The organism is Streptomyces sp. NPDC055078, assembly GCF_053607985.1.
Genome location: NZ_JBSGUP010000121.1, coordinates 1 through 15997 on the forward strand (window position 1 = coordinate 1; position 15997 = coordinate 15997).

The following is a 15997-nucleotide window of genomic DNA, read 5'->3' on the forward strand; positions in this document are numbered from 1 at the left end:
CGTTATGGGCCGCGCCGTCGACATCGTCGTGGAGCAGATACGCCACGGCGAGATCACCGTCATCGGCGCAGACCCAGGCCCGGCGGTCGCGGCGATAGCGCTCCAGTACGCCGAGCGCCGGCGGCTCGTCATCGGCGATCGCCGCCATCCCGAGCGCGCGGAACGGCTCCCCGGCCGCCCGCTCGATGTCCTGGAGCCTCGGAAGGTCGGCGGCGGTGGCCTGTCGGATACGCATACGGAAATTATCGACCGGTACGCCTCGGCGGAGCCGGTCCGGGGGCGCCCCCATGCGGTTCACCCCGGGGTCCGGGCGCCCGCGTCACTCCGGGGTCCGGGCACCCGTGTGGTTCATGCGCCCGTGGAGACCAGTTCCGCCGCCGGGCCGTTGACCGGCTGGGGGCAGCCCGTGAGGTCCAGGACGAAGAGCGGCACGCCCAGTGCCTCCGCGCGGGAGCGGGCGTCGTCGGCGTATCCGGCCAGCGAGAAGAAGACCGTCGACACCGGCGGGGGCGCGCTCAGCCCGTTCAGCCACAGGCACTCGACATCGCGCAGGGTGATGGGCCGGGTGGACGGGTCGACCTGGGCGATCAGCCCGGTGCCCCGCAGATCGACGGTGGTGGAGAGCCGGGCGTCCCGCCTGACCTCGGGCCGTACCTCCGGCCGGTGCACCTCGTGCCTGCCCACCTCGCGGAACCCCAGCCAGGTCAGATACAGCTCCGCCGCCACCACGGCGTCCCGAGCGGTCCGTATGGTGACCGGGCGGAACGCGGGGCGCGGGGTGCCGGCCGTGCGCGGCAGCGGGATATGGGCCGGCGGGCGGGCCGGGGGAGCCGGGACGCCGGCCCGGTCGCCGCCCGCACCCGGGACGGCGCTGCCCGCCGGGCGTACCGGTATCCGCAGCAGGGTTCCGCACGGGCAGCCCAGCTCGGGCTGCGGCCAGTGGTCCTGACGGCCGCAGCCGGGGCAGCGCACCATCACCCAGTCCTCAGCCCAGGTACGGCGGACGATCCGCTCGGGCGGCGCGGTGCTCAGCAGCGGCGGAACCAGCGGGGCACCGCACGCACAGGGGTACACCGGCGACGCGTACTCGTGGTCGCGCAGACAGGACGGGCAGCGCACCGGTATCGATTCGGCCATGTTCCACACCCCTGTGTCCCTCGTCCCCGCCCCATAGTCCACCACCGGCCAGTGGCCGGGAAGTGGTTCCGGCCATCTGGTGAACGCCCGTACGACCGCGATCGGACGCCGTTACGAAAGCGAAGGGACGTCGTACGACCGCGAGTCGCCGGACCGGCGGTGGGCGGACCGAACGCGTCGGCTCCCCGCCCGGGACGGGAGTCGGTCAGCCGGTGTCACAGGCCCGTCGGCGTGCCTCCAGGCTGAAGCTCCGCACATTCTCCCCGAGCCATGCCTCGAACGCCGCCTGGTCGGTCATCACGAGGTTCAGATGCGCGAGATAGTCGGCCTTCGCCGCGCTCAGGAACTCGTCCTGGCGGAATGCGTCGCTCGTCTCGGCGAGTTCCATGAGCCGGTTCGCCGCGTCGACCATCCGGAAGGCCGCGAGGACCGGGGTCTCATCAAGGCTCGCGGGGGCGCTGCACACCAGATGGGTGATGATCTCGAACAGCTTCTGGTCGGGACTCCCGGACATCAGCGGTCCTCCTTCGGGAACGGGGATCCGAAGCGGTTGTGGTGCACCGACGTCGTGAAGCCGCGCGCCCCGGGCGCGGGCGCCGGGGGCACGTATCCCACGGCGATCGTCACATCGGGCCTGATGTGCGGCGGCAGGTCCAGGAGGGCCGAGACGGCGTCCCCGACCCAGCTGGTGATGGTGCAGATGCCGAGCCCCAGGGTCTGGGCCATCAGGGCGAGGTGTGCGCAGGCCGCCCCGGCGTCCAGCCGGGTCGCCAGATCGACACCGCGCCGGCCCATGACCTGCGCGGCGCGCTCCAGGTCCGTGCAGTGGACGAGCATCGCGGGCGCGTTGTTGACGAATCCCGGCAGGATCTGCCGTGCGGTGGTCATCAGCCGCGGGTCGTCGACGACCACGATGTTGCGTACGCCGGATCTGGCCTGCTGGGCTCGGGTCGCCGCCCACACCATGCGTTCGAGCAGCTCACGGGGTACCGGCCGGTCCTCGAACTCGCGGTACATACGGCGGCGGCGCATACCGTCCGCGATATCGAGCGCCCGGGGGGCGTCCACCGCGTCGGGACCGGTCGACGGGGCGTCGGGGGGCGGGGTCGCCTTCGGGGCTTCCGGAGCTTCCGGAGCTTCCGGGACTTCCGGGGCTTTCGGGGCTTTCGGGTGGGAGACGGTGGGCTTCATGCGGCCTCCGTACGTTGCTGGGCGGCCCGGGAGGGCCGGATGTGACTCCTGGGTGGCGCGCGGCGGGTCAGGACTTCAGGCTGGGCTCATGGCCGAAGGCTGACAAGGTGCACCATGCCCAACACATGGCGCGGCTGTGGGCGTTCCGCCCACCGGCGGAGCCCGTCGTCCAGACGTCCGGCCCATGCAAGGGGCCGCGCCCGCTCGGCAGGGCGAAACGCCCAAGAGACCCGCCGGGTCCGGGCACACTGCCCGATGACTTCCCTCCGGACTGCTGGTTCGCTCGGTGTCTACGGAGGTGAGTCGATGACCTACATCACACTGGACGACGTCGAAGACCTGGCCCTGGGCGCGGTGGTGCTCGGCACGGGCGGCGGTGGAGACCCGTACATCGCGAAACTCATGCTCAGCGAGGCCATCGGCAGGCACGGCCCGATCGAAGTGGTCCAGGCGGCCGACCTCGACCCCGACGGCCTGCTGCTGCCGGTCGCGATGGTGGGAGCGCCGACCGTGATCGTGGAGAAGTTCCCCAACGGCGGCGAGGCCGGGAAGGTGCTGCGCGCGCTGGAGAGCCACCTGGGACGTACCGGGGTCGCGGTCCTGCCGATCGAGAACGGCGGCATGAACTCCCTCTTCCCGCTCGTCGTCGCGGCGGAACTCGGCCTGCCCTGTGTGGACGCCGACTCGATGCGCCGCGCGTTCCCGCAGATCGAGCTGACCCTGTTCACCCTGGCCGGTCTGTCGTCGTCACCGATGACCCTGGCCGACGTCAAGGGCAACTATGTGCTCTTCGAGAGCGTCGACAACGCCATGGGGGAGAAGCTCGTCCGCGCCTGCGTCGCCGAGATGGGCATGGTCGCCGTGATGAGCGCCTACTCCGTCACCGCCGGGCAGTGCGTCGAACACGGCGCGAACGGCTCGCTCACCTACTGCCTGGAGATCGGCCGGCGGATCCGTGCCATCCAGGAGGGGCGGCCGGGTGCGTACGAGGAGTTCCTGAGGTTCTGCGACGCGGAGATCCTCTTCACCGGCAAGGTCGCCGACATCGAGCGGCGGACGACCGGCGGCTGGGCGCGGGGCACCGTCACCCTCCAGCATCTGGAGTCCGACGACCGCGTCATGCGGGTCGAGATCCAGAACGAGAACCTGGTGGCCTTCGAGGACGGCGAGCCCAAGGTGACCGTGCCGGACCTCATCACCCTCATCGACATCGAGACGGGCGTGCCGCTGACCACCGAGGCGCTCGCCTACGGGCAGCGGCTGCACCTCATCGCGATGCCCGCGCTCGACCGCTGGCGCACCCCTGAGGGCCTCGCCCTCGCCGGTCCCCGGGCCTTCGGGTACGACATCGACTACGTCCCCTTCGGAGGCGCGAAGTGAGTTCCCTGCGCATCGGCATCGACGTCGGCGGCACCAACACGGACGCGGTGGCCGTCGACCGGCTCGGGCAGGTCGTCAGCCGGCACAAGGCCGCCACCACCCCGGAGGCGTTCGACGGTATCCGCGCGGCACTGGCGGGCGTACTCGCCGAGGTCGACCCCGACGCGGTCGGACAGGTGATGCTCGGCACGACCCATCCGGTGAACGCCGTCATCCGGCGCAAGGACCTGGCGCGCGTCGGCATTCTGCGCATCGCCGCGCCCGCGACCCTGTCCGTCGCACCGCTCGCCGGCTGGCCCGCCGACCTGGCGGACGCCGTACGCGGCCATGTCGAGATCATCCGCGGCGGCCACGAGTACGAGGGCACCGAGATCAACCCGCTGGACACCGACGCGGTCCGGCGCTTCGCCGAGGCGTGCCGGGACCGGGTCGACGCCATCGCCCTGACCGGCGTGACCTCGCCCGCCAACCCCGAGCACGAGATCCACGCGGCCCGGATCATCGCCGAGGTGCTCGGCGACGGCATCCCCGTCACCATGGGGCACGAGGTCGGCGGCCTCGGCCTGCTCGAACGGGAGAACTCGGCGGTCCTCAACGGCGCGCTGACCTTCGTCGGCCGGAGCATCGTCGGGGGGCTCGAACAGGCCCTGGACAGTCACCGGCTGCGCGGCGACATCTATGTGACACAGAACGACGGCACCCTGCTGTCCGCCACGGAGGCGATGCGCCGTCCCATCCTCACCATCGGGTCCGGACCGACCAACTCCATGCGGGGCGCGGCCTATCTCTCCGGTCTGTCCGACGCGATCGTCATGGACGTCGGCGGCACCTCGGCGGATGTCGGACTGCTCGTGGACGGTTTCCCGCGCGCGTCCGCCCTCGCGGTCGAGATCGGCGGGGTGCGCACCAACTACCGGATGCCCGACCTGATCTCGATCGGCCTGGGCGGCGGCACGATCGTACGGACCGAGCCGGAACTGGCGGTCGGCCCCGACAGCGTGGGGTACCGGCTGACCGAACAGGCCCGGATCTTCGGCGGCGACACACTCACCCTCTCCGATATCTCGGTCCTGGCGGGACGGGCCGACTTCGGCGACCGCGAACGGGCCGCCGGCGTACCCCACCGGACCGTCGCCGACGCGCTCGGCTGGGTGGACGACCGCATCCAGGTCCTCGCGGAACGGATCAAGGCCGCCCGGGTCGATATGCCCCTGGTCGCCGTCGGCGGCGCCGCCCATCTCGTCCCCGACGCGATTCCCGGCGTCAGTGAGGTCCACCGGCACGAGCACGCATCCGTCGCGAACGCCATCGGCGCCGCCATCGCGGAGGCGTCGGGGACTGTCGACCGGGCCTACCGGTTCGAGAACAGCAGCCGGGAGGAGTGCCTCGGCGACGCCAAGCGGGCCGCCACCGAGGCAGCGGTCCGGGCGGGCGCCGATCCGGCCCGGGTACGGATCACCACGGTGAACGAGATTCCCATGACCTATGTGCCGGGGGACTGCGCCCGGGTGCTGGTCAAGGCGGCCGGACCCCTGCTGGAGCAGTAGGGCGGCTTCGCCGGCCTTAAGGGCCTGTCCGCCCCGGCCCGCGGGACGGCTCCCCGACAGCCGGTGCGGGCCGTGCCGTACCGCTGCCGGTGCGGTCCGCCGTGGATGCCGGTGCGGGTGCCGGTGCGGGTGCCGGTGCGCGCCGCAGTACCGCCGAAGCGCTGCCGCTGCCAGGATGTACCGCCGTACCGCCGTACCGCCGCCGACACCGATCGTGGGGGACAATGACGCCGTGCCGGACCAGTCGGGATACGTCAGCCTCGGACAGCTGCTCGCCCTCGGGCTGCTGCCCGGACACCAGGTGGTGGGTGGCGCGGCGGGTCTTGACCGCAGGCTCACCGCGGTGCTGCCCGGGACATCGCCGCGCCGGGTCGGCGATCTGCGCGCCGGGACGGCCGTCGTCTTCGAACCGAGCCGGCTCGACGCGGCCGATGTCCTCGTCGACTACGCGATCCGACTCGGCCACAGCGTCGGCATCGCCGGACTGATCCTCCAGCGGCCCGCCACGGCGGTGCCGCTCGCGGCCCGGCGGCTCGCCGACAAGTTCGATGTGCCGGTGGTCCTGCTGGACCAGGTCGACACCGCGGCGGTCGTCTCGACCCTCGATCCGTATGTACGCGGTCCCGAGGTGGTCGGCGCCAAGATGGTGGGCCAGACCGCGCACCGGCTGAGGACCGCGCCGCAGACCCCGGAAGGGCTGGTCGCCGTCCTGCGCGCGACACTCAACACCCCGGTCGCGCTGGTGGACACCGAGGGCCGCCTCGTCGCCGGGGACGCCCTCGCCAGTGAGGCGCTCGTCGCCGCCGACCTGGTGGGACACCTCCAGCGCGGCCGGCCCGCCACCTCGTCGGCGGAGGCAGCGGGGGAGCACCGGGTGCTGCTCCAGCCGCTCACCCTCACTCCCGGCGGGCCGGCCAATCTGTGGCTGACGGCCCGGCTGCCCCGGGCGGGTTCATCACTGACGGAGCCGGTACAGCAGGCGCTGGGCATCGGCGCCTGGGCGTTCACCGCCTATCTGGCCACCCAGTCGCTCGCGGCCGAACGCCAGAGCCGCCGGCGGGCGCTGCTGCTCACGGAGATCCTGGAACACGCGGAGGCACCCCCGGGCCGGACGGTCGAGCGCGCGACCGCGGCGGGCTGGCGGCTCTCCGGCTGGCACACCGCGATCCATGTCGTCGTCAGCCGGCCCGCCGACCGGTCGCGCCCCATGGAACTGGCGCAGCGCGTCGAGGACGCGCTCAGCCACCACGGGATCACCGCGAGCCTGGTCGAGCGCCCGGACGGCTGGGCGTTCTGGACGACGGCGGACACCGAGCCCGAGGCGCTGCGCAGTAACCAGCTCGCCCGGGGCGTACGGCGGGCACTGCTCCAGGAGGAGCGGGACTGGCCACGCCTGCGGCTCTGCGCCGGGATCGGCCGGCCCCACGCGGGCACCGCCGGACTCAAGGAGTCGCTGCACGAGGCCCAGCAGGCGTGTCTGCTCGCGCGGACCCAGGACATCGCCGGTGCCGTCGAGCACATCGACGCCATGAGCCTGAAACGACTGCTGGTGGGCTGGTACGGCTCCGGGCCCCTGCGCGAGGTGGCCGCCGATCTGCTGGAGCCCCTGTGGGCCGCCGACCCCACGGGCGAACTGGTCCACACCCTCGGCTGCTATCTCGACCACGAGTCCTCCGCGACCACGACCGCCGGTGTCCTCGGTGTCCACCGCAACACCGTGCTGCACCGGCTGGAACGCATCCGGGCGATGCTTCCCGTGGATCTCTCCCGCCCGGACGAGCGGCTCGTGGCGCATCTGGCGACCCGCGTCGCCGGAATCGACCGGCGGGCGCGATGACCCGGGCCCGGCGCCGTCGGTCCGCTCTCCGGCCGTGGGGTGCGGACAGAAGCCAACGCATGGAGGCACAGTGCGACTGAGTGTGGAGTTCACCACCGAGCCCTTCGATCTGGACGAGGCGCCCGCCCACGCGGTCGTCGCCCGGGAGGTCATCCGGTCGGCCGGTCTTGACACGGTGGACGTCGGACCGTTCGGCAATACGGCGGAGGGCACCGCCGACGCGATACTCACCGCCGTCGACGCGGTGCTGCGCCGCACCCTCGCCGCCGGGGCCACCCGGGTCTCCCTGCAGCTCAATGTGGTGCCGCCGCCCGACGCGGCACCCGGCACGGGGTCTGGCGGCGCATCCGGCGGGGCATCCGGCACGGGGTCTGGCAGCGCATCTGGCGGCGCATCCGGCGGGGCATCCGGCGCGGCGGAGGGGGAGCGGTGAGCGCGCCCGAGACGACGGGGTCCGCGCGGGACCGGGCCGAGCAGGAGCCGCCCGTCTGCACCACCGCCGCGCATCCGCTCGCCCATGCCGTGCGCCCCCTGGCCGACGCCCTGGGCGCGGTGATCATCGCGCCCTCCCAGGCGGGCCCCGACGATGTGGTGCTGGCCTGGGAGGGCGAGGACGTCATCGCCGTACGCCTGCCGCAGCTCTCCGATTCGCTCGACCACATCCTGACCGCCCTGGAGCGCCGTCATGGAATGCCCCTGGCCGAGCTGGACCGCAGGACGAAACAGTCGGTCGTACGCCAGTTGGAGGCGCGCGGCGCCTTCTCGGTGCGCCATGGGGTGGAGACGGTCGCCGGGGCGCTCGGTGTCAGCCGGTTCACCGTCTACAACTATCTGAACCGGCAGGACGCGCCGTAACCGGCAGGACGCGCCGTAAAGCGGCTGACCGGCGGCACGCGATAAAAGGCCCCGATTCCGGGCCGTGGCTTCCGCGTACCCAATTTTTCAACAAACTGTTGACGTCGCCGGAGTGAGGGCGTTAGCTGTGCGACAGCCTGTTCGACTCAGAGCCATCAACAGCCACGGAGGCTCTCCTGATGCCGAGTCCCCAGAGCCCCCAGAGCCCCGCGAGTCCCCCGGGGAGGAGCCCGGAGCCGGTCGCGGGCCTCGCCCGGTTCGACGCACCCGCGGACACCGACCTGATCGCGGCGCTCCATGAGGTGTGCGCCGGCCGGGCCTGGGTGAGCGGGGTGCTCGACCGTGGCCCCTACGCGACCACCGCGGCCCTCCTCGCCGCGAGCGACGCGGCGACGGCCGGGCTGACCACCGGGGAGCTGCTGGAGGCGATGGCGGGACACCCGCCGATCGGCCGCCCGGAACCGGGCGATCCGGTGTCGGCGGGTGAACAGAGCGGGCTCGCCGGTTCCCCGGACGGCCTCAAGGCCGAACTGCTCGAACTGAACCTGGCGTATCAGCGCAGATTCGGCCATGTCTTTCTGATCTGCGCCACGGGACTGACCGGTGAGCAGATGCGTGACGCCGTTCGGGTACGGATCCGGAACTCACCGGAGCGGGAGCGGGAGATCGCCCGTACCGAGCTGGGCAGGATCAACCGCATCCGGCTGGCCCGGTTCATCACGGAGCGACTGGGACTGCCCGCGCCGCCGGAGGCGTCGGCGTCCGCCGCCGCGCAAAGGAGAGACAGAGAAGAAGGGCTCATGAGCACGGAAACCATCGCGTCGGTGTCCACCCACATTCTGGACACCACCATCGGCCGCCCGGCCGCCGGCGTCGCCGTCGCCCTGTCGGCCCGCAGTGACTCCGGCGCGGCCTGGGCGGCGCTCGGCGGTTCCACGACCGACGCGGACGGACGGTGCGCGGACCTTCCGGCGCTGCCGGCGGAGACGACGCAGGTACGCCTCGACTTCCGGACCGGGCCATACCTCGCCGGGGCGGACCATCAGGCCCCCGGTGGAAGGGAGGGCGGTGCGTTCTTCCCGGAAGTGGCGGTCACGTTCGCCGTCGTGGCGGGCGAGCACTATCACGTACCGCTGCTGCTCAATCCGTACGGCTACTCCGTATACCGAGGGAGTTAGCGGACCCATGACAGCGATATCGCACCCCACCGGCCCGCCGCGCCCGGTGATCCTCGGGCAGAACCAGTACGGCAAAGCGGAGACCAGGGTCGTCCGGATCACCCGGGACGGCGGCACTCACCACATCAAGGATCTCAATGTCTCCGTCGCCCTCTCCGGCGATATGGAAGAGGTCCACTACTCCGGTTCGAACGCCCATGTCCTGCCGACCGACACCACCAAGAACACGGTGTACGCGTTCGCCAGGGAGTACGGCATCGATTCCGCCGAGCAGTTCGGCATCCGGCTGGCCCGCCATTTCGTGACCTCACAGGAACCGATCCATTCGGCACGCATCCGTATCGAGGAATACGCCTGGGGCCGCATCGGGACCGCTGATGGCGCGGGCGGTAGGGGCACGGGCCGTAGGGATGGCACGGGCGGCATGGCCGATTCGGCTGACGCGGCCGATTCGGCTGACGCGGCCGACACGGCGGACGCGGCCGGTACCGGGCACTCTTTCGTCCGCAGCGGCCAGGAGACCAGGGTGGCGGAGATCTCCTACGACGGTGAGCGCTGGCAGATCATCTCCGGGCTCAAGGACCTCACCCTGATGAACTCGACGGACTCCGAATTCCGGGGCTTCGTCAAGGACGGATACACCACGCTCAAGGAAGCCCACGACCGTGTTCTCGCCACCGAGGTATCCGCCCGCTGGCGCTACAACTGGACATCGGACGACAGCCCCATGCCCGACTGGGACGCGGCGTACGAGCAGGCGAGACAGCACCTGCTCCAGGCGTTCGCCGAGACTTACTCGCGCTCGCTGCAACAGACGCTCTATCAGATGGGCGTACGTGTCATCGACCACGGCGCCGCCATAGACGAGATCCGTTTCTCCCTCCCCAACAAGCACCATTTCCTGGTGGACCTGGAACCGTTCGGTCTCCGGAACGACCATGAGGTGTACCTCGCCGCCGACCGCCCCTACGGTCTGATCGAGGCGACGGTTCTGAGGGCGGGGGCCGAGCAGCGCATACCGGTCGACATGACCAGTCCCTGACCGCCCGCGAGCACGACCGACCACGACCACGACCACACAGAAACGAGGACCGGGGCATGGCGGTTTCGCGCATCGTCATCGAGAACTGCGACATCGCGACCGTGGACGCGAACGACACCGAGTACGGCGGCGGCCATCTCGTCGTCGCGGACGACCGGATCGAGTCGGTCGGAGCGGGCAGCGCCCCTGAGGGGCTGGCGAATGTCGTCCGCCGGGTCGACGGCACCGGCCATCTCGTCACCCCGGGCCTGATCAGTACGCACCATCACTTCTACCAGTTCCTCACCCGGGGCCTGGCGACCGACCACAGCCTCTTCGACTGGCTGGTCGCGCTCTATCCGACCTGGGCGCGTATCGACGAGCCGATGGTCCGGGCGGCGGCACAGGGCTCGCTCGCCATGATGGCCCGGGGCGGCGTCACGACCGCCATGGACCACCACTACGTCCATCCGCGCGGCTCCGGCGATCTGTCCGGCGCGATCATCGGCGCCGCGCGGGAGACGGGCGTCCGCTTCACCCTCGCGCGGGGCTCCATGGACCGGGGGACATCGGACGGCGGACTGCCCCCGGACTTCGCGGTCGAGAGCCTCGACGGAGCGCTCGCCGCCACCGAGGAGACCATCGACGCCCACCACGACCCCGCGCCGGACGCGATGACCCGGATCGCCGTCGCGCCCTGCTCGCCGTTCTCCGTCTCCACCGAACTGATGCGGCAGGGCGCGGAACTGGCCCGCCTCAAGGGGGTGCGGCTGCATACGCACGGTTCGGAGACGGTCGAGGAGGAGCAGTTCTGCAAGGAGCAGTTCGGGATGGGCCCGACCGACTACTTCGAGTCGACCGGCTGGCTCGGGCCGGACGTCTGGATGGCGCACTGCGTCCATATGAACGACACGGACATCGCCGCCTTCGCCCGCACGGGCACCGGCGTCGCCCACTGCCCGTCATCCAACGCCCGGCTCGCGGCGGGCATCGCCCGGGTCCCCGACCTGCTGAGGGCGGGCGTGCCCGTCGGACTCGGCGTCGACGGCACCGCCTCCAACGAGTCCGGCGAACTCCATACGGAACTGCGCAACACCCTGCTGATCAACCGCCTCGGCGCCCACCGCGAAGCCGCCCTGACGACCCGGCGGGCCCTGCGCCTCGGCACCTACGGCGGCGCCCAGGTCCTCGGCCGTGCGGCCGAGATCGGCTCCCTGGAGCCCGGGAAGCTCGCCGACCTCGTCCTGTGGAAGCTGGACACCCTCGCCCACGCGTCCATCGCCGACCCGGTGGCCGCGCTCGTCCTGGGGGCGCCCGCACCCGTGACCCTCTCCCTCGTCGGCGGCCGGACCGTCGTCGAAGACACCCGCCTCACCACCGTGGACGAAGCCGCCATCGCCCGCACCACCCGCGCCGAGGCCCGGCGGCTGGCCCGTATCGCGGCGGGTGCCTGACGCGTACGGGTGCGGACGGGCGTGCACGGGGCGCGTACGCGGGTGTATGTACGTCTGCGCACGGCCGCGGGCGGGCCGGTCGTCCGAACGCCTGGGCGAGAAGTGCCGTCATGGGAGGTCGCGTTGTCAGTCCCTCCTGCCATGCTGTGAGGCATGGATCTTGAACAGGTTTTCGGGGGACTGGACAGCGTGCGCTGGACAGAGCTGGAGCATGCCTACGGGGATGCGACGGACCTGCCCGACGTCCTGCGGGCCATCGCGGGGGACGAGGACCAGGCGGCCGAGGCCCTCGACGAGCTGTGGGGCAGCATCCTCCATCAGGGCACGGTGTACGGGGCGACCGTGGCGGCGGTCCCCTTCCTCGCCAGGATCGCGGCGGCCGGCGCCCGTACGCTCGAACTGCTGGTGCTGCTCGGCGGCATAGCCGAGAGCGACGCCGCGTACGACGGACAGGACGCGCACACCGGGTACGAGGGGTACCGCGCACACGCCGAGTACGACGCGTACGACGCCCCGCGCCCGGGCGCCTGCCGCGCGGCGGTCGCGGCCGAACTGCCCCTGCTGCTGCCGCTGCTGGAGTCGGCCGACGACAGTGTGCGGCTGGCCGCCGTCTGGGCGACCGGCCGCACCGGCACGCCCGTGGTCCTGCCCGCGCTGCGCCGCCGCTGGACCCTGGAGCGGGATCCGGGGGTACGGGCGGGGCTGCTCGCCGCGCTGGTCCGCCTCGACCCCCGGAGCACCACCCCGGCGGTGCGGGCGGCGCTCGCCGCCGATGAGCCGGCCGAACTGCGGATCGTCGCCGTGATGGCGTCGCTGGACGCGGGCCTGCCGTGGTCGCCCGAGCACCGGGACACGGTGCTGTCGCTGCTGCCGGCCGACCCGCTCGTCTCCGGGCTCGACCAGGACCGCACCGAGCCGCTGCACTACATCGTGGACGCGCTGCTGCACCGCGACACGGACACCGACCGCGCGTCGGCGTACGAGCTGATCGAGGCGGCCCTGCGGCTGACCGGCCCCGACGCGCGCAAGGAGGCGCTGTGGGCCGCCGAGCACGCCTGCATGATCTCCCGTGGCGCACCGGGGCGGCTGGCACCTGCGCTGCTGGCGCTCCCCGCCGACCCCGCCTTCACCCATATGGCGTCGCTGCTGCCGATCCTCGACAAGCTGGGCGCCCACGCCGAGCCCGCCGCCCCCATGCTGGCGGCGCTCGCCGGAGCCGACGGCGACCTCGCCGACCGGGCGCTCGCGGTGCTCGTCCGGGTCGCCCCCGAGCAGGCCGCGCCGCTGCTCGCGCGCGATCTGGGCAACCGCTCCCGCGCCCTCGCCGCCGTCACGGGTACGCGCGGCCTGCGCGCCTCGCTCCCCGTGCCGTACGCGCCCGAGTTGCTGAACGCGATCCGTATCCGCCTCACCGCCGACGACCTCGGGCGGGACGCGGCGGCCGAGTTGACGCGACTGCTCGCCCAGTGGGGCCCGCGCGCGGCGGCCTGCCTGCCCGAACTGACCGCGGTGCTCGACCGGTTCCCCGCCCTGGTTCCCCCGGCGCTCGCGGCCGTCTGCCCGCCGGAGGGGCGCCCGGCCACCGCCGCCCTGCTGCGCCGGGCGGCCGAGTCTGGGGAGCCCAGGGACCGCTGTGCGGCGGCCGAGGCCCTGTGGAGCCTGTCGGGGGAGACCGGCCCGCTGGTGACCGCGCTCAGAGATGTGCTGCGCGAGGACATCGATCCCCAGGTCCCGAAGACGGTGGCGGCGCTGGGCCCGGACGCGGCGGTGCTGGTTCCCGAGCTGCGGGCGGCCCTGAGCCCCGGTGGGGACACCCGGACCGTCCCCGCCATGAACACCGACATCCAGACCGCCCTGGCGCTGTGGCGGCTGACGGGCGACGCGGACGAGGCGGTGAAGGTGCTCGGGGGAGTGCTGGCCGAAGCGGCCGACGGGATGTGGACCCGCTGGCCCCTCACCAACGCGGCCCGCGCGGCGGCGGAGCTGGGCCCCGCCGCCCGGGAGCTGGCGCCCGCGCTGGAGGCCCTGCTGGACGACCCCGTCCAGGCCCCGACCGCGATCATCGCCCTGCAGTCGACGGGCTGCGCCCTCGATGCCGCCCAGGCGGCCGATCTGCTGCTGACCTCCGCCGAACGCGACGCCGACGCGGCCACGGCGCTCGAAGCCCTCGGCACCCTCGGCCCGGAGGCTCTCACCCCCGACACCACGACCCGGCTGACCACCCTCGCCGAGCGTGACCTCCGTGTGGTGACCTCGGGTCTTGAGCCGGAGATAGTCCCGGCGGACGAGCGTCTGCGGGAGCGTGCCCGCCGGCTGCTCGTCCCTGAGCCAGGGGCCTGAGCCCGAATCCCCGGTAGCCCGGAACCGTGCCGGGACTCGCCCCCCTACCCCTCCGGCTTCCAGTCGGGCCGCCGCCCGCTCAGCCCCACCACCCGGTCGAGCAGCGGCGCGTCCTCGGGGACCGGCACCACGGGACCGAACAGCCCCTCGCTGCCCGGATCGTCCTCAGTGGGGCTGAGCAGTTCGTACGAGACACGGAGGCTCGACTCACCGGGCGCGTAGGGCTGCCCCGTGGCGCGGGCCAGATCCCAGCCGTGGATCACCAGCTCGTTCATCGCGACCCGCCCCGCGACCGGCGCGGGCAGATCGATGCCTCCGGCCCTGGTGTCCCCCTCCCAGGCCGCGGGCCGCTCCCATGCCTCGGCCAGTTCCGCCAGCCGCCTCGGCAGCGTGCTCCGCCAGTCGTCCTCCAGCACGGGCAGTGAGCTGCCGGGATCGGTGTCGGTCGTCGGCCCCAGCTCCTTGCGGGCGGCGTCACGGAAGGCGACGGCGAGCCCGGCGAGATGTCCGAGCAGTTCGCGTACGGCGTACCGGGGGCAGGGAGTCGGATCGCCGAGCCGGTCATCGCCGACGGCATCGAGCAGCCGGGCGACGGCATCGGCGGCGGGTCGCAGATCCGGTCCGGCGGACTGGGTGTTCGAGGTACTCGATGTGGTCGATTCCATACAGGGCAGACGGCCGCGACGCCCAGAACTCATCGGCGCCCCAGCGTCCCGCTGCCCCCGCCCCCGGTGTCGTATGTGCCCCACCGGACCCGCCACCACGGCGCCCCGGCACCCACAGCAGAGCCGGCACCCCGCCCCGGCACTGCCCCCGCCCCGGCACCGTACGGCCATGGATCGCGCCCATCGGTTCCCGGCGGGGCGGCCGGCCGGATGTCGTCAATGCCCCTGTACGCGGGGTGACTTCCTTCTCCCCGGTACTGCGGGGCTTGAAGTCGCCGTACACCTGTGTCATATAGGTCTGGACCATTCCCATCCGCTTGCGGAGGTCCCACCCGTGCAACGTCCCCCCACACTGCCCGCGCTGGTCATCGCCGCCGCGCTCCTGCTCACCGCCTGCGGGGGTGACGACAAGGGCGAGAGCAAGGACACCGAGTCCCCCACCACCCCCTCGTCCGTCACCGCGCAGGCGGGCAGCGCCACATCCGTCCACGTCATGTGGGAGAAGGCCGCCGACAACAAGGGCGTCACCGGCTACGAGGTGTTCCAGAAGGACACCAGAGTGAAATCGGTGCCCGCCACCAAGACGATGGTCGACGTGGACGAGCTGACTCCGAAGACCGCGTACAGCTTCACCGTCCGGGCCCGTGACGCGGCGGGCAATCTCTCCGAGCCCAGCCCCGCGACAGCGGTCACGACCCCCGAGCCGACCCCGGACGACAACAAGGCCCCCACCCGGCCCGCCGGACTCGGCGGCAAGCTCGACGGGGGGCGAGCCGTCACGCTGAGCTGGCGCGCGGCCACCGACAACACCAAGGTGACCTCGTACGACATCTACCAGGAGAACTCGCGCGTCCACAGTGTGTCCGGCACCGAGACGACGGCCCGCGTCACCGGACTGCGGCCCGGCACCGTCTACTCCTTCACGGTGCGCGCCCGTGACGCGGCCGAGAACTCCTCGCCCGACAGCAACGCCGTGGACCTCACCACCCCCGCCGCCCAGGGTGAGGGCCCCAGCACCGCTCCCACCGATCTGAAGGCCACCGCCCGCAAGGGCAGCATCGATCTGAGCTGGACGCCGCCCGAGGCGGACGGCCCGATCGAGACCCATGAGCTGTATCTCAACGGGAAACCGGCCACCACCATCGTCTGGGGCGCCCCACCGACCGGGAAGACGGCGACGTACACGATGACCGTCACCGATCCCCCCGGCACCCGCTACAGCATCAAACTCCGGGCGAAGCTCCCGGACGGGAAGTGGGGCGACTTCTCCGCCCAGCGCACGGTGGTGGTCCGCTAGCCGTCTGCCCAGCGCGCTGCCCGACCGGTGCCCCGCGCACATCAAGCCTGTCCGGCATGAGGGCTCGGGGTGGAGTTGCCTGCCAGGGTGCGCAC

13 protein-coding genes and 2 pseudogenes are annotated in these 15997 nt (G+C 72.3%); 10 read left to right on the forward strand and 5 right to left on the reverse strand.

Annotation, left to right across the window (positions count from 1 at the left end):
* The 4 genes and pseudogenes from ACWF94_RS13460 to ACWF94_RS13475 form a co-directional block, all read right to left on the reverse strand.
* Positions 1-235 (reverse strand): annotated as a pseudogene (locus ACWF94_RS13460) (GNAT family N-acetyltransferase); the annotation flags it as partial.
* Positions 236-348: 113 nt separating this feature from the next.
* Positions 349-1137 carry a hypothetical protein gene (locus tag ACWF94_RS13465; protein ID WP_453487488.1) on the reverse strand — a complete coding sequence of 263 codons (789 nt, stop codon included), beginning with the start codon at positions 1135-1137 and terminating at the stop codon, positions 349-351.
* 205 nt (positions 1138-1342) lie between these two features.
* Positions 1343-1651: a DUF6092 family protein gene (locus tag ACWF94_RS13470; protein WP_453487489.1), complete on the reverse strand. Its 309-nt coding sequence runs from the start codon at positions 1649-1651 to the stop codon at positions 1343-1345.
* Positions 1651-2328 carry a nitroreductase family protein gene (locus tag ACWF94_RS13475; protein WP_453487490.1) on the reverse strand — a complete coding sequence of 226 codons (678 nt, stop codon included), beginning with the start codon at positions 2326-2328 and terminating at the stop codon, positions 1651-1653. Before ACWF94_RS13475 ends, ACWF94_RS13470 begins: the two co-directional genes overlap by 1 nt.
* A 306-nt stretch (positions 2329-2634) precedes the next feature.
* On the opposite strand from ACWF94_RS13475, the gene ACWF94_RS13480 reads away from it, so the two are divergent.
* The 9 genes and pseudogenes from ACWF94_RS13480 to ACWF94_RS13520 all read left to right on the forward strand — a co-directional run bounded on the left by ACWF94_RS13480 (position 2635) and on the right by ACWF94_RS13520 (position 13940).
* Positions 2635-3708 carry a DUF917 domain-containing protein gene (locus ACWF94_RS13480; RefSeq protein ID WP_453487491.1) on the forward strand — a complete coding sequence of 358 codons (1074 nt, stop codon included), beginning with the start codon at positions 2635-2637 and terminating at the stop codon, positions 3706-3708.
* Positions 3705-5255, forward strand: a complete 1551-nt coding sequence (locus ACWF94_RS13485) for a hydantoinase/oxoprolinase family protein (RefSeq protein ID WP_453487492.1) — start codon at positions 3705-3707, stop codon at positions 5253-5255. The genes ACWF94_RS13480 and ACWF94_RS13485 overlap by 4 nt, the downstream gene beginning before the upstream one ends.
* A gap of 175 nt (positions 5256-5430) precedes the next feature.
* Positions 5431-7092 (forward strand): PucR family transcriptional regulator, encoded by a 1662-nt coding sequence (locus ACWF94_RS13490; protein WP_453487493.1) that lies wholly within the window; start codon positions 5431-5433, stop codon positions 7090-7092.
* Positions 7093-7162: 70 nt separating this feature from the next.
* Positions 7163-7396, forward strand: a pseudogene (locus ACWF94_RS13495) (thiamine-binding protein); the annotation flags it as partial.
* A 218-nt stretch (positions 7397-7614) separates the two neighbouring features.
* Positions 7615-7947: a helix-turn-helix domain-containing protein gene (locus tag ACWF94_RS13500; protein WP_453487500.1), complete on the forward strand. Its 333-nt coding sequence runs from the start codon at positions 7615-7617 to the stop codon at positions 7945-7947.
* 179 nt (positions 7948-8126) lie between these two features.
* Positions 8127-9125, forward strand: coding sequence for a 2-oxo-4-hydroxy-4-carboxy-5-ureidoimidazoline decarboxylase (gene uraD, locus ACWF94_RS13505; RefSeq protein WP_453487494.1), 999 nt, complete (start codon positions 8127-8129; stop codon positions 9123-9125).
* Between the two features lie 7 nt (positions 9126-9132).
* Complete coding sequence (gene pucL / locus ACWF94_RS13510) at positions 9133-10167, forward strand: factor-independent urate hydroxylase (RefSeq protein WP_453487495.1); 1035 nt, start codon at positions 9133-9135, stop codon at positions 10165-10167.
* Between the two features lie 56 nt (positions 10168-10223).
* Positions 10224-11600, forward strand: coding sequence for an 8-oxoguanine deaminase (locus ACWF94_RS13515; RefSeq protein WP_453487496.1), 1377 nt, complete (start codon positions 10224-10226; stop codon positions 11598-11600).
* 153 nt (positions 11601-11753) lie between these two features.
* Positions 11754-13940 carry a HEAT repeat domain-containing protein gene (locus ACWF94_RS13520; protein ID WP_453487497.1) on the forward strand — a complete coding sequence of 729 codons (2187 nt, stop codon included), beginning with the start codon at positions 11754-11756 and terminating at the stop codon, positions 13938-13940.
* A 44-nt stretch (positions 13941-13984) separates the two neighbouring features.
* Here ACWF94_RS13520 and ACWF94_RS13525 read toward each other — a convergent pair whose 3' ends face one another.
* On the reverse strand, positions 13985-14605 hold the full coding sequence (locus tag ACWF94_RS13525) for a TIGR03086 family metal-binding protein (RefSeq protein WP_453487498.1): 621 nt from the start codon (positions 14603-14605) through the stop codon (positions 13985-13987).
* A gap of 334 nt (positions 14606-14939) precedes the next feature.
* Between ACWF94_RS13525 and ACWF94_RS13530 the strand changes: the two genes are divergently transcribed.
* Positions 14940-15902, forward strand: coding sequence for a fibronectin type III domain-containing protein (locus ACWF94_RS13530; RefSeq protein ID WP_453487499.1), 963 nt, complete (start codon positions 14940-14942; stop codon positions 15900-15902).
* Positions 15903-15997 lie beyond the last annotated feature (95 nt).

What these genes read in the sequence shown, in the direction of transcription:
- ACWF94_RS13465 (WP_453487488.1), bottom strand. Translation starts at nt 1,137, where the DNA reads ATGGCCGAATCGATACCGGTGCGCTGCCCGTCCTGTCTGCGCGACCAC.
- ACWF94_RS13470 (WP_453487489.1), bottom strand. Translation starts at nt 1,651, where the DNA reads ATGTCCGGGAGTCCCGACCAGAAGCTGTTCGAGATCATCACCCATCTG.
- ACWF94_RS13475 (WP_453487490.1), bottom strand. Translation starts at nt 2,328, where the DNA reads ATGAAGCCCACCGTCTCCCACCCGAAAGCCCCGAAAGCCCCGGAAGTC.
- ACWF94_RS13480 (WP_453487491.1), top strand. Translation starts at nt 2,635, where the DNA reads ATGACCTACATCACACTGGACGACGTCGAAGACCTGGCCCTGGGCGCG.
- ACWF94_RS13490 (WP_453487493.1), top strand. Translation starts at nt 5,431, where the DNA reads ATGTACCGCCGTACCGCCGTACCGCCGCCGACACCGATCGTGGGGGAC.
- uraD (WP_453487494.1), top strand. Translation starts at nt 8,127, where the DNA reads ATGCCGAGTCCCCAGAGCCCCCAGAGCCCCGCGAGTCCCCCGGGGAGG.
- pucL (WP_453487495.1), top strand. Translation starts at nt 9,133, where the DNA reads ATGACAGCGATATCGCACCCCACCGGCCCGCCGCGCCCGGTGATCCTC.
- ACWF94_RS13515 (WP_453487496.1), top strand. Translation starts at nt 10,224, where the DNA reads ATGGCGGTTTCGCGCATCGTCATCGAGAACTGCGACATCGCGACCGTG.
- ACWF94_RS13520 (WP_453487497.1), top strand. Translation starts at nt 11,754, where the DNA reads ATGGATCTTGAACAGGTTTTCGGGGGACTGGACAGCGTGCGCTGGACA.
- ACWF94_RS13525 (WP_453487498.1), bottom strand. Translation starts at nt 14,605, where the DNA reads ATGGAATCGACCACATCGAGTACCTCGAACACCCAGTCCGCCGGACCG.